The following is a 17,636-nucleotide window of genomic DNA, read 5'->3' on the forward strand; positions in this document are numbered from 1 at the left end:
TTGACGAAGTTGTTATCTTGCTTCATACTCTGCGGTTCTTCGCGGTGGGGTGGCCGAGTGGTTAAAGGCAGCAGACTGTAAATCTGCCCTCTCTGAGTACGCTGGTTCGAATCCAGCCCCCACCACCAAATGCGTTGATCGTGTAGTGAATCGAATTCGTGGTACCTCGCGGGTGTAGCTCAATGGTAGAGCTGAAGCCTTCCAAGCTTATGACGAGGGTTCGATTCCCTTCACCCGCTCCAGTTTCAAATCAGCCCTTGTAGCTCAGTGGTAGAGCACTCCCTTGGTAAGGGAGAGGCCACGTGTTCAATCCACGTCAAGGGCACCAGAATTTAAACGGCTGTCGGCTGTTTCGACCGTCAGGTGTGCCTGGTAATTTTCAATATCGTTAGGATCTTAGGAGTCTAGAATGGCAAAGGAAAAATTCGAACGGACCAAGCCGCACGTGAACGTCGGCACCATCGGTCACGTTGACCACGGCAAAACCACCCTGACGGCTGCAATCGCAACCGTTCTGTCGAAGAAATTCGGCGGCGAAGCCAAGGCGTACGACCAGATCGACGCGGCTCCGGAAGAAAAAGCACGCGGCATCACCATCAACACCGCGCACGTCGAGTACGAAACGGCCAACCGCCACTACGCACACGTCGACTGCCCGGGCCACGCCGACTACATCAAGAACATGATCACCGGCGCAGCGCAGATGGACGGCGCGATCCTGGTGTGCTCCGCTGCTGACGGCCCGATGCCGCAGACCCGCGAACACATCCTGCTGGCTCGCCAGGTGGGTGTTCCGTACATCATCGTGTTCCTGAACAAGTGCGACCTGGTCGACGACGCGGAACTGCTGGAACTGGTCGAAATGGAAGTGCGCGAGCTGCTCTCGAAGTACGAGTTCCCGGGCGACGACCTGCCGATCATCAAGGGTTCGGCTCGTATGGCGCTGGAAGGCCAGCAGGGCGAAATGGGCGAAGACTGCATCATCCGCCTGGCTGAAGCCCTGGACACCTACATCCCGACCCCGGAACGTGCTGTTGACGGCGCCTTCCTGATGCCGGTGGAAGACGTGTTCTCGATCTCGGGCCGCGGTACCGTGGTGACCGGTCGTGTCGAGCGCGGCATCATCAAGGTCGGCGAAGAGATCGAAATCGTCGGTATCGTCGATACGGTCAAGACGACCTGCACCGGCGTGGAAATGTTCCGCAAGCTGCTGGACCAGGGTCAAGCTGGCGACAACGTCGGCCTGCTGCTGCGCGGTACCAAGCGTGAAGACGTCCAGCGTGGCCAGGTTCTGGCCAAGCCGGGTTCGATCAAGCCGCACACCGACTTCACGGGCGAAGTGTACGTCCTGTCGAAGGACGAAGGCGGCCGTCACACCCCGTTCTTCAACAACTACCGTCCGCAGTTCTACTTCCGTACGACTGACGTGACCGGCTCGATCGTTCTGCCGGCCGACAAAGAGATGGTCATGCCGGGCGACAACGTGTCGATCACCGTCAAGCTGATCGCTCCGATCGCGATGGAAGAAGGTCTGCGCTTCGCAATCCGCGAAGGCGGCCGTACCGTCGGCGCCGGCGTGGTTGCCAAGATCATCGCCTAAGTAAATGTTGCAAGAGGCTCGCCCTTGAATGGACGAGCCGCTCGGCGGGCGTGGAGCGTCGCTCCACGAATTCCCCGCCAAGCTCCGGGCGGAACGATTCTGTTCCGCCCAACAATAGAGTGTTGCGCGAAATACCCAAGTAGCGTATAATGCTCGATTCAACTAGAAGTTTTTGTAGGGGCGTAGCTCAATTGGCAGAGCGTCGGTCTCCAAAACCGAAGGTTGGGGGTTCGATGCCCTCCGCCCCTGCCACCGAATTCGGTGCCAGGCACCCGAAAGTAAATTAAGTATGTCTAATCAATCCGTGCAAACCGTCGGCACCTCGAACGACAAGTTCAAGGTCGCGCTGGCAGTGGTTGCTACGATTGCAGGTGTGGTCGGCTTTTTCATTCTGAAAGGCCAGAACAAACCAGCCCTGATGTGCGCAGGCGCACTCGTGGCTGGTTTGGCTATTGCCGTCCTGCTGTTGTGGACTTCCGCGACCGGCCGCGATTTCCTGAGCTTCGCGAAGGAATCCGTACGTGAAACGAAGAAGGTTGTATGGCCTACCCGCAAGGAAGCGACCCAGATCACCGCCGTGGTGTTCGGGTTCGTGCTGGTGATGGCAATTTTCCTGTGGGGCACGGATAAGATTCTGGAATTTCTGATGTACGACGTGATCCTGGGGTGGAAATAATAATGAGCGATAACGTTCAGCAAGATAACGTGCCGGGTGACGCCCCGGCACAAGACGCTGGTGCGCCGCTGAGTACTCCGGTCAGCAACAAGCGCTGGTACGTCGTGCATGTCTACTCCGGCATGGAGAAGAGCGTGATGCGCGGCCTGACCGACCGCATCGAGCGCGGCGGCATGCAGGAACAATTCGGCCGCATCCTGGTTCCGACCGAAGAAGTGGTCGAAGTCAAGAATGGCAGCAAATCGGTGACCGAGCGTCGCTTCTTCCCGGGTTATGTGCTGGTCGAGATGGAAATGACCGACGAGACCTGGCACCTCGTGAAGAACACGCCGAAAGTCACCGGCTTCATCGGCGGCAAGAGCAACAAGCCGACACCGATTCCGGCGCGCGAGATCGACAAGATCATGCAGCAGGTCCAGGAAGGTGTCGAGAAACCGCGGCCCAAAGTGCTGTACGAAGTGGGCGAGCAGGTGCGGATCAAGGAAGGCCCGTTCACCGACTTCAACGGCTCTGTCGAGGAAGTCAACTACGAAAAATCGAAGGTGCGTGTGTCTGTCACCATCTTCGGCCGCGCGACTCCGGTGGAACTGGAGTTCGGGCAGGTAGAGAAAGTCTAAAACGCCGAATCGGAGCGTCGCAGCAGCAAGGCGGAATCCGATAAGAGGAGCTCCGCCAGGAAAAGGCACTCCGAGAAAGCGTAGCGAGCGGCGGCAGTTTCGGTGGGGGCGCCCAGCCTGAGAAGCGCAGCTGTACTTCAGTACAGCGAGCATCGCAGACCGAAAATGCAACGCGCAGTAGCTTGATCGGAGCGCCGGTATGGTGGAGCGCTACCACTCATAATCGACAAAGGAGCCTATCATGGCAAAGAAAATCGTCGGTTTTATCAAGCTGCAAGTGCCGGCTGGTAAAGCAAACCCGTCCCCTCCGATCGGCCCGGCCCTCGGCCAGCGCGGTCTGAACATCATGGAATTCTGCAAGGCCTTCAATGCCAAGACTCAAGGCATGGAACCGGGCATGCCGATTCCGGTCGTGATCACCGCCTTCGCGGACAAGTCGTTCACCTTCGAGATGAAGACCCCGCCTGCAACGTACCTGATCAAGAAATTCTCGGGCGTTACCAAAGGTTCGCCGAAGCCGCACACCGACAAGGTCGGCACGCTGACCCGTGCCCAGGCTGAAGAAATCGCAAAAATCAAGCAGCCGGACCTGACCGCCGCTGACCTGGACGCTGCTGTGCGCGTCGTGGCCGGCTCGGCTCGTTCGATGGGCATCACGGTGGAGGGTATCTAATATGGCCAAGCTGTCCAAGCGCGTCAAAGAAATCAAAGCCAAGGTCGACCGTAACAAGGCCTACGCTTTCGACAACGCCGTTGCAATCGTCAAAGAATTCGCAACCGCCAAGTTCAACGAGTCGATCGACGTCGCCGTGCAACTGGGCGTGGATCCGAAGAAGTCGGACCAGGTCGTCCGCGGTTCCGTCGTCCTGCCGGCTGGTACCGGCAAGACCGTGCGCGTCGCCGTCTTCGCACAGGGCGACAAGGCCGAGCAGGCTAAAGCCGCCGGCGCCGACATCGTCGGCATGGAAGACCTGGCAGAGCGCGTCAAGGCCGGCGACATGCCGTTCGACGTCGTCATCGCTTCGCCGGACACCATGCGTATCGTCGGTACCCTGGGCCAGATCCTGGGCCCGCGCGGCCTGATGCCGAACCCGAAAGTCGGCACCGTGACCCCGGACGTGGCTGGCGCCGTGCGCAACGCCAAGGCCGGTCAGGTCCAGTACCGTACCGACAAGGCAGGTATCATCCACGCCACGATCGGCCGCAAGTCGTTCAGCGACGAACAGCTGAAGACCAACCTGGTCGCGCTGATCGACGCTCTGAACAAGGCCAAGCCGGCTTCGTCGAAGGGTATCTACCTGCGCAAGGTCGCGATCTCGTCGACCATGGGCGCGGGCGTGCGTGTCGATCACGCTACCCTGGCTGCTTAATAGATGTAAACGTTTGGTGGGCACGGGGTGCCCACCCTACGGTTATCGATGGATCGTAGGGTGGACTCCCTGAGCCCACCATGCAGACCAGGAAAAGAATTAAGTCCTTGCAGAATATCGCGGGGCGGATCTTTGGGCTGGCGGACTGAACCCCGCCAGGCAATCAAAGACCGTTGGGCCGAAGGCAGCAGGTTGGGCCGGAGGTTAATAGATACACCCAACGCAGATGGCGAACCCGAACAAGTTTTGTAGTCGATGCTTTTGTCGTACTTCTTAACTTCGGACGCCGTGTTCGAACCGATGCGGGGGACGTCCCTCACATCATTTAAGGAGATTGACCGTGGGTCTTAATCTGAATGACAAAAAGGTCGTCGTCGAAGAAGTTAGCGCGAAAGTAGCAACCGCGCAAACCATCGTCGTCGCCGAGTACCGTGGCATCCAGGTTAGTGCTCTGACGAAACTCCGTGCAAATGCTCGTTCGCAGGGCGTGTACCTGCGTGTTCTGAAGAACACGCTGGCTCGTCGCGCTGTGGAAGGCACCCAGTTCGCACCCCTGGCCGACACCATGGTTGGTCCGCTGATCTACTCGATCTCGGACGACGCCGTGGCAGCCGCCAAGGTGCTCAGCGACTTCTCGAAGACCAACGACAAACTGGTGGTCAAGGGCGGTAACTACGCTGGCAAGAACCTGGATGTCGCTGGCGTGAACGCGCTGGCAAGCATCCCGAGCCGTGAAGTCCTCATCGCCCAGCTGCTGGGCGTCATGCAGGCTCCGGTGTCCGGCTTTGCACGAGTTCTGGCTGCAATCGCAGCACAAAAAGGCGAAGGTTCCGCAGCTCCGGCAGAAGCCGCAGCAGCAGAATAAGCAAGCCTTTTTGGTCAAGTACTAATCACAATCAAATATTTGGAGTTTCAAATGGCAATTAGCAAAGAAGAGTTCCTGGACGCAGTTGGCGCAATGTCGGTCATGGAACTGAACGACCTGGTCAAGGCATTCGAAGAGAAGTTCGGCGTGTCGGCAGCTGCAATGGCCGCACCGGCAGCTGGCGGCGGCGCCGCTGCACCGGCTGCTGAAGAGCAGACCGAATTCAACGTCGTCCTGACCGAAGTCGGCGCGAACAAGGTCGGCGTCATCAAGGCCGTCCGCGAAATCACCGGCCTGGGCCTGAAAGAAGCCAAGGACGTCGTTGATGGCGCACCGAAGACCGTCAAGGAAGCCCTGCCGAAAGCTGACGCTGAAGCCGCCAAGAAGAAGCTGGAAGAAGCTGGCGCCAAGGCTGAGCTCAAGTAATACATATGCAAAGGGCGCTGAATCAGCGCCCCGCGCCGGAGTCAAAGCGCGCAGATCCCCGCCGGAAGGTGGGGTATGCGGCTTTGGCTCTTTTGTCGTCCCTACGACAAAACAAGCAGTACCCTTAGGTTTTGGTAGCACCGCAGCACAGCATTATCGTAACACAGCAGCACAGGTTCCCAATCACCCGGCCGATTGCGGCGAGATTTGAGGCCTTGCATGTGGTGGCTTAACCACTGGCAATTCCTGAATTCTCATCCTTTCTGTCACTCACGGAGTGTCCATGCACTACTCATTTACTGAGAAGAAACGCATTCGCAAGTCGTTCGCGAAGCGCGCCAACGTTCACAACGTTCCCTACCTCCTCGCTACGCAGCTGGAGTCTTACGAGAATTTCCTGCAAGCGGATGCAGGGCCCTCCGTACGCAAGAACGAAGGTCTGCAATCGGCTTTCACCTCCATCTTCCCGATCGTGTCGCACAACGGTTTTGCGCGCCTCGAGTTCCTCTCCTACGTGCTGGGTGACCCCGCTTTCGACGTCAAGGAATGCCAACAACGCGGCCTGACCTTCGCGTCGCCGCTGCGCGCCAAGGTGCGCCTGGTGATCCTGGACAAGGAATCGCCGACCAAGCCCGTCGTGAAGGAAATGAAGGAACAGGAAGTGTACATGGGCGAACTGCCGCTCATGACCGCCAACGGTTCGTTCGTGATCAACGGCACCGAGCGCGTGATCGTCTCGCAGCTGCACCGTTCGCCGGGCGTGTTCTTCGAGCACGACCGCGGCAAGACGCACTCGTCGGGCAAGCTGCTGTTCTCGGCACGTATCATTCCTTACCGCGGCTCGTGGCTGGACTTCGAGTTCGACCCGAAGGACATCCTGTTCTTCCGCGTCGACCGCCGCCGCAAGATGCCGGTGACGATCCTGCTGAAAGCCATCGGCATGACGCCGGAGCAGATCCTCGCGAACTTCTTCGTGTTCGACAACTTCAACCTGCGCTCGGAAGGCGCGGAACTGGAATTCGTGGCCGAGCGCCTGCGCGGTGAAGTCGCGCGCTTCGACATCGTCGATCCGAAGACCGGCAAGACGCTGGTAACGAAGGACAAGCGCATCAACGCCAAGAACGTGCGCGACGTCGAGAACGCCGGCATCACGCACATCTCGGTGCCGGAAGACTACCTGGTCGGCCGCGTGCTGGCGAAGAACGTCGTCGACGGCGACACCGGCGAGATCATCGCCAACGCCAACGACGAGCTGACCGACGAGCTGCTGGGCAAGCTGCGCGACGCCAACATCGACGCGATCCAGACGCTGTACACCAACGACCTGGACCAGGGCGCCTACATCTCGCAGACGCTGCGCACCGACGACACGGCCGACCAGACCGCTGCCCGCGTGGCGATCTACCGCATGATGCGTCCTGGCGAACCGCCGACCGAAGAATCGGTGGAAGCGCTGTTCCACGGCCTGTTCTACAGCCCGGAACGCTACGACCTGTCGGCCGTCGGACGCATGAAGTTCAACCGCCGTATCGGCCGTGACGAACTGGTCGGCGACATGACCCTGTCGAACGAAGACATCCTGGCCGTGATCAAGATCCTGGTCGAGCTGCGCAATGGCCGCGGCGAAGTCGACGATATCGACCACCTGGGTAACCGCCGCGTGCGTTGCGTGGGCGAACTGGCCGAAAACCAGTTCCGCGCCGGCCTCGTGCGCGTGGAGCGCGCCGTCAAGGAACGCCTCGGCCAGGCCGAAGCGGACAACCTGATGCCGCACGACCTGATCAACAGCAAGCCGATCTCGGCCGCGATCCGCGAATTCTTCGGTTCGTCGCAGCTGTCGCAGTTCATGGACCAGACCAACCCGCTGTCGGAAATCACGCACAAACGCCGTGTCTCCGCACTGGGCCCGGGCGGCCTGACCCGCGAGCGCGCCGGCTTCGAAGTCCGCGACGTGCACCCGACCCACTACGGCCGCGTCTGCCCGATCGAAACGCCTGAAGGCCCGAACATCGGCCTGATCAACTCGCTGGCACTGTTTGCCCGCCTGAACGAATACGGCTTCCTGGAAACCCCGTACCGCAAGGTCGAAGGTTCGAAAGTCACCGACAAGATCGAATACCTGTCGGCGATCGAAGAAGGCCGCTACATCATCGCCCAGGCGAACGCGCAGATCAACGCAGAAGGCCAACTGGTCGACGAGCTGGTCTCGGCACGTGAAGCGGGCGAGACCATCCTCGTGTCGCCGGAACGCATCCAGTACATGGACGTGGCCCCGGGCCAGATCGTGTCGGTGGCGGCATCGCTGATTCCGTTCCTTGAGCACGATGACGCGAACCGCGCACTGATGGGCGCCAACATGCAGCGCCAGGCCGTGCCTTGCCTGCGTCCGGAAAAAGCCTTCGTCGGTACCGGCATCGAGCGCACCGTGGCGGTCGACTCGGGCACGACCGTGCAGGCGACCCGTGGCGGTATCGTCGATTACGTCGACGCCGGCCGCGTGGTGATCCGCGTGAACGACGAAGAAGCGCAGGCTGGCGAAGTCGGTGTCGACATCTACAACCTGATCAAGTACACCCGTTCGAACCAGAACACCAACATCAACCAGCGTCCGATCGTGAAAGTGGGCGATCGCGTGGCACGCGGCGACGTCATCGCCGACGGCGCCTCGACCGACCTGGGCGAACTGGCACTGGGCCAGAACATGCTGGTGGCGTTCATGCCGTGGAACGGCCTGAACTTCGAGGACTCGATCCTGATCTCGGAAAACGTCGTCAAGGATGACCGCTACACCTCGATCCACATCGAGGAACTGTCGGTCGTCGCACGCGACACGAAGCTGGGCCCTGAAGAAATCACCCGCGACATCTCGAACCTGGCGGAAAACCAGCTGGCTCGCCTGGACGAGTCGGGCATCGTCTACATCGGCGCCGAAGTGCAGGCCGGTGACGTGCTGGTCGGTAAGGTGACGCCGAAGGGCGAAACCCAGCTGACGCCGGAAGAGAAGCTGCTGCGCGCGATCTTCGGCGAAAAAGCGTCGGACGTGAAAGATACGTCGCTGCGCGTGCCGTCGGGCATGGTCGGTACCGTGATCGACGTGCAGGTGTTCACCCGCGAAGGCATCGTGCGCGACAAGCGCGCCCAGCAGATCATCGACGACGAGCTGAAGCGCTTCCGCCTGGACTTGAACGACCAGCTGCGTATCGTCGAAGGCGACGCGTTCCAGCGTCTGGAGCGTCTGCTGGTCGGCAAGACCGTCAACGGCGGTCCGAAGAAGCTGGCGAAGGGTGCCGTGATCGACAAGGCTTACCTGGACGACCTGGATAAATTCCACTGGTTCGACATCCGTCCGGCCGACGACGAAACCGCCAACGCGCTGGAGGCGATGAAGGAGTCGATCAACGAGAAGCGTCACCAGTTCGACCTGGCCTTCGAAGAGAAGCGCAAGAAACTCACGCAGGGCGACGAGCTGCAGCCGGGCGTGCAGAAGATGGTCAAGGTCTACCTGGCCGTCAAGCGCCGCCTGCAGTCGGGCGACAAGATGGCAGGCCGCCACGGTAACAAGGGTGTGGTCTCGCGTATCGTGCCGGTGGAAGACATGCCGTTCATGGCCGACGGTACGCCGGCCGACGTCGTGCTGAACCCGCTGGGCGTTCCGTCGCGTATGAACGTCGGCCAGATCCTGGAAACCCACCTGGGTTGGGCAGCGAAAGGCCTGGGCCTGCGCCTGGGCGAAATGATCAAGGCCAAGGCCGAGACCGAGCAGCTGCGCGCCTTCCTGGGCAAGATCTACAACGAAACGGGCAAGAAGGAAGACCTGGACAACTTCAGCGACCAGGAAATCGTCGAGCTGGCGCACAACCTCAAGAACGGCGTGCCGTTCGCGACCCCGGTGTTCGACGGTGCCCACGAAGAAGAGATCCGTCGCATGCTGGATCTGGCCTTCCCGGACGAGATCGCGGCCCACCTGGGCATGACCCCGTCGAAGAACCAGGTCACGATGTACGACGGCCGCACCGGCGAAGCATTCGAGCGCAAGGTGACCGTGGGCTTCATGCACATGCTGAAGCTGCACCACCTGGTCGACGACAAGATGCACGCCCGCTCGACCGGTCCGTACTCGCTGGTGACGCAGCAGCCGCTGGGCGGTAAAGCCCAGTTCGGTGGCCAGCGCTTCGGTGAGATGGAGGTGTGGGCACTGGAAGCGTACGGCGCATCGTACGTGCTGCAGGAAATGCTGACCGTCAAGTCGGACGACGTGAACGGCCGTACCAAGGTGTACGAGAACCTGGTCAAGGGCGACCACGTGATCGACGCAGGTATGCCGGAATCGTTCAACGTGCTGGTGAAGGAAATCCGCTCGCTGGGTATCGACATCGATCTCGAGCGCAGCTAAGACAGCAGCACGGCCGCCAGCCTTCGGGCTGGCCCGCGGCCCTGACATCGTCGTTCCCGCGCAGGCGGGAACCCAAGTTCGGCGAATCGCCGAAAGACTTGGATCCCGGCCTGCGCCGGGATGACGGTTTCAGGGCTGGTGGAGGCAGGCAAGCACTGGCGAAAATCAGTGAGAAGCTGGCGGTAGTAGTAGATACAGAATTCAATCACCCGGAGTGATAAATGAAAGCACTGCTCGATCTATTCAAGCAAGTTCAGCAAAACGAGAGCTTCGACGCCATCAAGATTGGCCTGGCGTCGCCCGAGAAAATCCGTTCGTGGTCGTTCGGCGAAGTCAAGAAGCCGGAGACCATCAACTACCGTACGTTCAAGCCGGAACGTGATGGCCTGTTTTGCGCGAAAATCTTTGGTCCGATCAAGGACTACGAATGCCTGTGCGGCAAGTACAAGCGCCTGAAGCACCGCGGCGTCATCTGCGAGAAGTGCGGCGTCGAAGTCACCCTGGCGAAAGTCCGCCGTGAGCGCATGGGCCACATCGAGCTGGCCTCGCCGGTCGCGCACATCTGGTTCCTGAAGTCGCTGCCGTCGCGTCTGGGCATGGTCCTGGACATGACGCTGCGCGATATCGAACGCGTCCTGTACTTCGAAGCATACGTCGTGACCGATCCGGGCATGACCCCGCTGAAGAAGTGCCAGATCATGTCGGAAGACGACTACGCCGCCAAGTACGAAGAGTACGGCGACGACTTCACCGCATTCATGGGCGCCGAAGGCATCCGTGAACTGCTGCGCTCGATCGACATCGACCGCGAAGCCGAAGCCCTGCGCGTCGAACTCAAAGAGTCGAAGTCGGAAGCCAAGATCAAGAAATACGCCAAGCGCCTGAAAGTGCTCGAGGCGTTCCAGCGTTCGGGCATCAAGCCGGAATGGATGATCATGGAAGTGCTCCCGGTCCTGCCGCCGGAGCTGCGTCCGCTCGTCCCGCTGGATGGCGGCCGTTTCGCCACGTCCGACCTGAACGACCTGTATCGCCGCGTCATCAACCGTAATAACCGCCTGAAGCGCCTGATGGAACTGCGCGCGCCGGAGATCATTACGCGTAACGAAAAGCGCATGCTGCAGGAAGCAGTGGACTCGCTGCTGGACAACGGCCGTCGCGGCAAGGCGATGACCGGCGCCAACAAGCGTCCGCTGAAGTCGCTGGCTGAAATGATCAAGGGTAAGGGCGGCCGCTTCCGTCAGAACTTGCTGGGCAAGCGCGTCGACTACTCGGGCCGTTCGGTCATCGTGGTGGGTCCGCAACTGAAACTGCACCAGTGCGGTCTGCCGAAGCTGATGGCCCTCGAGCTGTTCAAGCCGTTCATCTTCAACAAGCTGGAACTGATGGGTTTGGCAACGACCATCAAGGCCGCGAAGAAGCTCGTCGAGCAGCAGGAACCGGTCGTCTGGGACATCCTGGAAGAAGTCATCAAGGAACACCCGGTGATGCTGAACCGTGCGCCGACGCTGCACCGTCTCGGTATCCAGGCGTTCGAGCCGGTCCTGATCGAAGGTAAAGCGATCCAGCTGCACCCGCTGGTCTGCGCGGCGTTCAACGCCGACTTCGACGGTGACCAGATGGCAGTCCACGTCCCGCTGTCGATCGAAGCACAGATGGAAGCGCGCACGCTGATGCTGGCGTCGAACAACATCCTGTTCCCGTCGAACGGCGAACCGTCGATCGTCCCGTCGCAGGATATCGTGCTGGGTCTGTACTACGCGACCCGCGAGGCGATCAACGCCAAGGGCGAAGGCATGCTGTTCCCGGACGTGTCGGAAGTCATCCGCGCGTACGACAACAAGGAAGTCGAACTGGCGACCCGCATCACCGTGCGTATCGTGGAATTCCCGCGCAACGCCGAAGGCGGCTTCGACCAGACGCTGACCCGCTACGAGACCACGGTCGGCCGTGCGATCCTGTCCGAGATCCTGCCGAAAGGCCTGCCGTTCTCGGTGCTGAACCGCGCGCTGAAGAAGAAGGAAATCTCGAAGCTGATCAACACGTCGTTCCGCAAGTGCGGCCTGCGTGCGACCGTCGTGTTCGCCGACAAGCTGATGCAGTCGGGCTTCCGTCTCGCAACGCGCGCCGGTATCTCGATCGCCGTGGACGACATGCTGATCCCGGACGTCAAGAAGACCATGATCTCGACCGCCGAAGCGGAAGTGAAGCAGATCGAGCAGCAGTACGCCTCGGGTCTGGTCACCGCCGGCGAGCGCTACAACAAGGTCGTCGACATCTGGGGCAAGACCTCGGACGAAGTGGGCAAGGCGATGATGGACCAGCTGAAAGTGGAGCCGGTCACGAAGCGCGACGGCACGCAAGGCACGCAAGAGTCGTTCAACGCCATCTACATGATGGCCGACTCGGGCGCCCGTGGTTCCGCAGCCCAGATCCGTCAGCTGGCCGGTATGCGCGGCCTGATGGCGAAGCCGGACGGCTCGATTATCGAAACGCCGATTACCGCGAACTTCCGCGAAGGCCTGAACGTTCTGCAGTACTTCATCTCGACGCACGGCGCCCGTAAAGGTCTGGCCGACACCGCGCTGAAGACGGCAAACTCGGGTTACCTGACCCGTCGTCTGGTCGACGTGACGCAGGACCTGGTCGTGACGGAAGACGATTGCGGCACCACCAACGGCACGCACATGAAGGCGATGGTCGAAGGCGGTGAAGTGATCGAAGCCCTGCGCGACCGTATCCTGGGCCGCGTGACCGGTACCGACGTCGTCAATCCGGAAACGCAGGCGACCCTGTACGAAGCCGGCACGCTGCTGGACGAAGACATGGTCGAAGAGATCGAGCGTCTGGGCATCGACGAAGTCAAGGTCCGCACGCCGCTGAACTGCGACACCCGTTATGGCCTGTGCGCGAAGTGCTATGGCCGTGACCTGGGCCGCGGCATGCTGGTCAACTCCGGCGAAGCTGTCGGCGTGGTGGCAGCACAGTCGATCGGTGAGCCGGGTACCCAGCTGACCATGCGTACGTTCCACATCGGTGGTGCGGCATCGCGTGCGGCAGTGGCATCGTCGGTGGAAGCCAAGTCGAACGGTACGGTCCGCTTCACGGCGACCATGCGTTACGTGACCAACGGCAAGGGCGCCCAGATCGTCATTTCGCGTTCGGGCGAAGTGCTGATCACGGACGACCACGGCCGCGAGCGCGAGCGTCACAAGGTGCCGTACGGCGCGACCCTGGCTGTCCAGGACGGCATGGTGGTGAAAGCCGGCCTGCCGCTGGCAACGTGGGATCCGCTGACCCGTCCGATCATCACCGAGTACGCCGGTACGATCAAGTTCGAGAACGTGGAAGAAGGCGTCACCGTCGCTCGCCAGGTGGACGAGGTCACCGGCCTGTCGACCCTGGTCGCGATCGACCCGAAACGCCGCGGTTCTGGCAAGGTCAACCGTCCTCAGGTCAAGCTGCTCAACGCCGAAGGCCAGGAAGTCAAGATCGCCGGCACCGAGCACGCCGTGACGATCGGCTTCCAGGTCGGCGCACTGATCATGGTGAAGGATGGCCAGCAAGTGTCGGTGGGTGAAGTGCTTGCACGTATCCCGACCGAATCACAGAAGACCCGTGACATTACCGGTGGTCTGCCGCGCGTTGCCGAGCTGTTCGAAGCCCGTTCGCCGAAAGATGCCGGCATGCTGGCGGAAGTCACCGGTACGGTCGCATTCGGTAAAGAGACCAAGGGCAAGCAGCGCCTGGAAATCACCGACATGGACGGCAACAAGCACGAGTTCCTGATCACCAAGGACAAGCAAGTGCTGGTGCACGACGGCCAGGTGGTGAACAAGGGCGAGATGATCGTGGACGGCCCGGCCGATCCGCAAGACATCCTGCGCCTGCTGGGTATCGAAGCGCTGGCCCGCTACATCGTCGACGAAGTGCAGGACGTGTACCGTCTGCAGGGCGTGAAGATCAACGACAAGCACATCGAGGTGATCGTTCGCCAGATGCTGCGTCGTGTTCAGATCGTCGAAGCCGGCGACACCGACTACATCGTCGGCGAGCAGGTGGAGCGTTCGGAGCTGCTGGAAGAGAACGACCGCGTGACGGCCGCAGGCAAGCTGCCGGCGACCTACGAAAACGTGCTGCTGGGTATTACCAAGGCATCGCTGTCGACCGACTCGTTCATCTCGGCCGCATCGTTCCAGGAAACCACCCGCGTGCTGACCGAAGCGGCGATCATGGGCAAGCGCGACGGTCTGCGCGGCCTGAAGGAAAACGTCATCGTCGGCCGCCTGATCCCGGGCGGTACCGGTCTGGCATTCCACCGCGCCCGCAAGGAAAAAGAAGCGTGGGAAGCGGAAGAGCGCGCAGCGCTGCTGCAGCAGGAGAAGGCCAACATGGCTGCCGAGCTGCAGGCGATGGAAGACCAGCAGAACGCTGCGGCTTCGGTCGAACAGCATCATGGCGACGGCGAGTGATCGCGGAAATCTTAGCTTAATCAGCTAGTGAAAACGGCACCTCGAGGGGTGCCGTTTTTTTTTGCCTGTCGCCTGCCGGCCTCAGTGCTGGTAGATGTTGGTCCAGTTGCCCGAGCCCGTCTGGTTGACGTTGGCCACGTAGCCTTCGCCGGCCTGGCTGACCGTCGAGGTGTTGCTGCTGCCGATCTGCGCAATCGTGGCCGCGTTCCTGGCGCCGGTCTGGGTCAAGCTGGCCAGGTTGGTGTTGCCGATCTGGCGGATGTCGGCGACCTGGCCGTCGCCGGTCTGGCTGACGTCAGCGGTGTTGCCCGATCCCTCCTGCCGAAGCGTGAGCGAGTCATCCCAGCCATCGCGCTGGACCGTACTGGCGCTGTTCGAGGTGCCGGTTTGTACGATGGTCGGGCCGGCGGCGTAGGCACTGTCGGTGATGACCGATGCGATATTTCCATCGCCGGTCTGGGTGACCTTCGGACCGTAGTACACGCCGTCCCGCTGGATGACCGTCACCCTGTTGCCCGTGCCGGTCTGCGACGTCTGGGCACTCGTGTCGCCGCTGAGACTCTGTTCCACGCGGGCGACGTTACCGCTGCCGTTCTGGTCAACGACGACAGGGCTGGACGTGACGATGGCCTGCGTGATCGCGGCATCGTTCCCGTTCCCGCGCTGTGTGATGCTGGTGTCGAACCGACCGTACACCCTCACGCCGTCCTGCGTGATCCCTGCATTGTTTCCCGTGCCGTTCTGGCTGACCACGGCGGTCACGCCGCTGTTGGTGTCGCGCTGGAAGACGCCGCTGCTCGTGGCGCCGGGGCCGCCCACGTGGTTGTTGTTGCCAATCTGCGTGATCGATGCGGTCGTGAGCGGCCCTTGCGGGTCGTATGGTGTCAGGCCGACCTGTTCCGCGGCTGCGGTGTTGCCGCTGCCTTGCTGCGCGACCGTGATGGCCTGGCTCGATGCGACTTGGCACGCGCAGGCCAGGCCGACGCCCAGCGCGATGGTCGAGAGTGCGAGTTTCATGGAGTGCTCCTCGAAGTGGACAGGGGCGTTATCGAAAGCGATTCAGCGGCCCCTAATGCTGAACGATGGTGGCCGACTTGCCGTTGCCATACTGGGTGATGCGCGCATAGCCGTGCTGGCCGTACTGCTCGATGCGGGCCGTGTTCAACGCGCCCTGCTGGTCGATGCCGGCGTGGTTGCCTGCGCCCGCCTGCAGGATGCTGGCCGCGTTCCGCTGGCCGTTCTGCTGCACGACGGCCTCGTTGTCCAGGCCCGTCTGGAGCAGGCTGGCGTTGTTGTCGCTGCCCGCCTGCGACACCGATGCCCGGCCTGGCGCGGCGGGCATCGGTGTCGCGGCAATGACGGCGGTCGGCACGTCGAGTTCGGACGGTCCCAGGTCGCCCGCGCAGGCGCCCCCGAGGATGCCGCCGGCCAGCAGCAGGCCGCAGGCGCCGTGCCGCAGCGCGTTCATGGCGCTCTCCCTGCGGCGGCCAGGTAGCGCCGCAGCACCGGATCGGCCATCCCGGCGTCGTCCTGCAGCGTCCAGTTCCCGGCCCGGATGCCCTGCGCGATCAGGTGCACCACGGCGGCCTCGATCGCCTCGCCGACGCACAGCTGCGTCGGCTCGTTGCGGGTCGTGCCGGCCTCGAATTCCGCCAGGTCCTTCACGTTGACGAACTTGAAGACGCTCGGATGCAGCTCGTACGAATAAATGGTCTTGGTGGTCGACACGCTCTGCAGGATCTGGCCCCCGCGGATATCGACCGTGCGCAGGTTGACCGTCACCTGGTCGACCCGGTACTGGGTGCTCATCCCGATACCGAGGAAGCGCGCGCCCACGCCGCCGGTGCGCACGTTGCTCTCGTAGGCGACGACGCCGCCTTCGATCAGGACCGAGGCCGCGAGCAGGGGCGGCATCTGCACGGGCGGCGTGCCCGCCGGCTGCGGCATCTCCAGCGCGCGCACGATCTTGCGTTCGGTGAGCAGGTTCTGCAGGTTCTCGCGTTCCACCGGAATGAACCAGCCCGAGTCCTGCAGCGCGCGGATCAGCATCGACGACGCGCCCTGCGTCACCGCAGTGGAAAAGGAGCTGTCCGGCGCCGGCTTGTACTGGCCGGTCTGGTCGCGGATGCCGTACACCGCCACGGCGATCTTGCCCTTGGGCGGCGGCAGGGCCAGCAGGTCGCGCGTGACGGCGGTGGCGGGCGTTAGCCGGGCATTGTCCCGCACCGTCGAGGGCACATGGGCGCATCCGGCCAGCGCGCACAGCAGTGCCAACACGGCCAGCCGCGCGTTCATTGTCCCACCTCGAACGAGGTGACGGCGCCGGTCGCCTTGTCCGTCGTGGTCACGCGCAGCAGGCCGCCGCCCAGGTCGGTCACCGTGATGACGAAGTTCTCGGTCGAAAATGTCCCCGGCACGAGTTTGCCGTCCGACCCCATCAGCTTCGACGTCGCGGCGGACGCGAGCTGGCTCAGCATCATGCGTTCGAGCGTCTGGTTGAACTGTTCGAGAGGGGACTGGTTCAGCGGCGACGATCCGCCGAGGCCCGACAGGCCATGCTTGTTGGTCGCCGACGCCGCACCGAGCAGGCCCGGACCGTTGGAGGGCGCGCCGCCGAAATTCGGGTTGACCGGCACGTAGACCAGTTCGGAAGCGCACGCGGCGGCGCCCCAGAGCACGAGGCTGCAGGCGACAGGCAGGGACAGTCGGTGGGACATGGCTCACTCCTTCATGCGGGGTCAGAATTCGTCGGGCGCGAGGTCGGCATCGAGGATGAGCGTGCGTTGGCGCTCGATGTCCAGGACGGCCTGGTAGGCGCTCTCGGCGGCGTTTTCGCCCAGCGCCCTCAGCGCCGTGCGCGTGGGCGGCAGTTGCACCTGGAGCACCCGGCGCGGGCCGTACTCGACCCAGACCAGCGTGCCCCAGCGTGCCGACGGGCGCTCGCGGATGGCGATCGTGTAGCGGTCGCTGCCGGGCTTGTCGAGCCAGGCCGTGATGAAGGAACGGCAGAACTCATGTCCCGCCACCGTGATGGGCTGGCTTGTCACGATGCCCCAGCCGTCCGGGTCGGGGTCGCGCCCGCTGGCCTGTCCGGCGATGGCGCAGGCGGCGAGCAGGCATGCGAGGTGGCGGGCAATCCGGATCATCTGCAACCTTCATTGCTCAAAAGTTATAAAATAAGCAATATAGATAAGTGCAGTGTATCGATCGGACGAGCCCT

Annotated in this window: 14 protein-coding genes and 4 tRNA genes; 13 read left to right on the forward strand and 5 right to left on the reverse strand. The window is 62.1% G+C overall.

Annotated features, from left to right (window positions below):
- Positions 1-43 precede the first annotated feature (43 nt).
- The 13 genes from ACEN98_RS16825 (at position 44) to rpoC (ending at position 14,416) form a co-directional block, all read left to right on the forward strand.
- Positions 44-128: transfer RNA gene (locus tag ACEN98_RS16825), tRNA-Tyr, on the forward strand.
- 40 nt (positions 129-168) lie between these two features.
- Positions 169-242 (forward strand) — tRNA-Gly (locus ACEN98_RS16830).
- 11 nt (positions 243-253) lie between these two features.
- Positions 254-328: transfer RNA gene (locus ACEN98_RS16835), tRNA-Thr, on the forward strand.
- Positions 329-409: 81 nt separating this feature from the next.
- Entirely contained in the window at positions 410-1,600 is a 1,191-nt protein-coding gene (gene tuf / locus ACEN98_RS16840) for an elongation factor Tu (protein WP_160406738.1), read from the forward strand.
- Positions 1,601-1,776: 176 nt separating this feature from the next.
- Positions 1,777-1,852, forward strand: a tRNA-Trp gene (locus tag ACEN98_RS16845).
- A gap of 37 nt (positions 1,853-1,889) precedes the next feature.
- The gene (secE, locus tag ACEN98_RS16850; protein ID WP_056128720.1) at positions 1,890-2,276 is read left to right on the forward strand and encodes a preprotein translocase subunit SecE; all 387 of its coding nucleotides are present in this window, start codon (positions 1,890-1,892) and stop codon (positions 2,274-2,276) included.
- Between the two features lie 2 nt (positions 2,277-2,278).
- Complete coding sequence (gene nusG, locus ACEN98_RS16855; protein ID WP_413339960.1) at positions 2,279-2,893, forward strand: transcription termination/antitermination protein NusG; 615 nt, start codon at positions 2,279-2,281, stop codon at positions 2,891-2,893.
- A gap of 241 nt (positions 2,894-3,134) precedes the next feature.
- Positions 3,135-3,566 carry a 50S ribosomal protein L11 gene (rplK, locus tag ACEN98_RS16860; RefSeq protein WP_036239070.1) on the forward strand — a complete coding sequence of 144 codons (432 nt, stop codon included), beginning with the start codon at positions 3,135-3,137 and terminating at the stop codon, positions 3,564-3,566.
- A 1-nt stretch (position 3,567) separates the two neighbouring features.
- Positions 3,568-4,263 carry a 50S ribosomal protein L1 gene (rplA, locus tag ACEN98_RS16865; RefSeq protein ID WP_056128713.1) on the forward strand — a complete coding sequence of 232 codons (696 nt, stop codon included), beginning with the start codon at positions 3,568-3,570 and terminating at the stop codon, positions 4,261-4,263.
- Positions 4,264-4,603: 340 nt separating this feature from the next.
- Positions 4,604-5,128, forward strand: coding sequence for a 50S ribosomal protein L10 (gene rplJ / locus ACEN98_RS16870; RefSeq protein ID WP_056128711.1), 525 nt, complete (start codon positions 4,604-4,606; stop codon positions 5,126-5,128).
- A 51-nt stretch (positions 5,129-5,179) separates the two neighbouring features.
- Positions 5,180-5,554, forward strand: a complete 375-nt coding sequence (gene rplL / locus ACEN98_RS16875; RefSeq protein ID WP_056128709.1) for a 50S ribosomal protein L7/L12 — start codon at positions 5,180-5,182, stop codon at positions 5,552-5,554.
- Positions 5,555-5,837: 283 nt separating this feature from the next.
- Positions 5,838-9,947, forward strand: coding sequence for a DNA-directed RNA polymerase subunit beta (gene rpoB, locus ACEN98_RS16880; protein WP_413386022.1), 4,110 nt, complete (start codon positions 5,838-5,840; stop codon positions 9,945-9,947).
- 221 nt (positions 9,948-10,168) lie between these two features.
- Positions 10,169-14,416: a DNA-directed RNA polymerase subunit beta' gene (rpoC, locus tag ACEN98_RS16885; protein WP_413386023.1), complete on the forward strand. Its 4,248-nt coding sequence runs from the start codon at positions 10,169-10,171 to the stop codon at positions 14,414-14,416.
- Positions 14,417-14,497: 81 nt separating this feature from the next.
- Here the strand turns inward: rpoC and ACEN98_RS16890 are convergent, their stop codons facing one another.
- Genes ACEN98_RS16890 through ACEN98_RS16910 form a run of 5 tightly spaced genes read right to left on the reverse strand, consistent with a single transcriptional unit; the run spans position 14,498 to position 17,562 of the window.
- Entirely contained in the window at positions 14,498-15,433 is a 936-nt protein-coding gene (locus ACEN98_RS16890) for a hypothetical protein (protein ID WP_413386024.1), read from the reverse strand.
- Positions 15,434-15,485: 52 nt separating this feature from the next.
- Positions 15,486-15,884: a hypothetical protein gene (locus tag ACEN98_RS16895; RefSeq protein ID WP_413386025.1), complete on the reverse strand. Its 399-nt coding sequence runs from the start codon at positions 15,882-15,884 to the stop codon at positions 15,486-15,488.
- The gene (locus tag ACEN98_RS16900; protein ID WP_413386026.1) at positions 15,881-16,711 is read right to left on the reverse strand and encodes a CsgG/HfaB family protein; all 831 of its coding nucleotides are present in this window, start codon (positions 16,709-16,711) and stop codon (positions 15,881-15,883) included. Before ACEN98_RS16900 ends, ACEN98_RS16895 begins: the two co-directional genes overlap by 4 nt.
- Positions 16,708-17,133: a curli assembly protein CsgF gene (locus tag ACEN98_RS16905; protein ID WP_413386027.1), complete on the reverse strand. Its 426-nt coding sequence runs from the start codon at positions 17,131-17,133 to the stop codon at positions 16,708-16,710. The genes ACEN98_RS16900 and ACEN98_RS16905 overlap by 4 nt, the downstream gene beginning before the upstream one ends.
- A 21-nt stretch (positions 17,134-17,154) precedes the next feature.
- Complete coding sequence (locus ACEN98_RS16910) at positions 17,155-17,562, reverse strand: CsgE family curli-type amyloid fiber assembly protein (protein ID WP_413386028.1); 408 nt, start codon at positions 17,560-17,562, stop codon at positions 17,155-17,157.
- Positions 17,563-17,636 lie beyond the last annotated feature (74 nt).

It is taken from the genome of Massilia sp. CT11-137 (assembly GCF_047302885.1).
Classification (GTDB): domain Bacteria; phylum Pseudomonadota; class Gammaproteobacteria; order Burkholderiales; family Burkholderiaceae_D; genus Telluria; species Telluria orientalis.

Coding starts and splice junctions, on each gene's coding strand:
- rpoC (WP_413386023.1), top strand. CDS start 10,169: ATGAAAGCACTGCTCGATCTATTCAAGCAAGTTCAGCAAAACGAGAGC.
- nusG (WP_413339960.1), top strand. CDS start 2,279: ATGAGCGATAACGTTCAGCAAGATAACGTGCCGGGTGACGCCCCGGCA.
- ACEN98_RS16895 (WP_413386025.1), bottom strand. CDS start 15,884: ATGAACGCGCTGCGGCACGGCGCCTGCGGCCTGCTGCTGGCCGGCGGC.
- ACEN98_RS16910 (WP_413386028.1), bottom strand. CDS start 17,562: ATGATCCGGATTGCCCGCCACCTCGCATGCCTGCTCGCCGCCTGCGCC.
- secE (WP_056128720.1), top strand. CDS start 1,890: ATGTCTAATCAATCCGTGCAAACCGTCGGCACCTCGAACGACAAGTTC.
- ACEN98_RS16890 (WP_413386024.1), bottom strand. CDS start 15,433: ATGAAACTCGCACTCTCGACCATCGCGCTGGGCGTCGGCCTGGCCTGC.
- ACEN98_RS16905 (WP_413386027.1), bottom strand. CDS start 17,133: ATGTCCCACCGACTGTCCCTGCCTGTCGCCTGCAGCCTCGTGCTCTGG.
- rplL (WP_056128709.1), top strand. CDS start 5,180: ATGGCAATTAGCAAAGAAGAGTTCCTGGACGCAGTTGGCGCAATGTCG.
- rplK (WP_036239070.1), top strand. CDS start 3,135: ATGGCAAAGAAAATCGTCGGTTTTATCAAGCTGCAAGTGCCGGCTGGT.
- rplA (WP_056128713.1), top strand. CDS start 3,568: ATGGCCAAGCTGTCCAAGCGCGTCAAAGAAATCAAAGCCAAGGTCGAC.
- ACEN98_RS16900 (WP_413386026.1), bottom strand. CDS start 16,711: ATGAACGCGCGGCTGGCCGTGTTGGCACTGCTGTGCGCGCTGGCCGGA.
- rpoB (WP_413386022.1), top strand. CDS start 5,838: ATGCACTACTCATTTACTGAGAAGAAACGCATTCGCAAGTCGTTCGCG.
- tuf (WP_160406738.1), top strand. CDS start 410: ATGGCAAAGGAAAAATTCGAACGGACCAAGCCGCACGTGAACGTCGGC.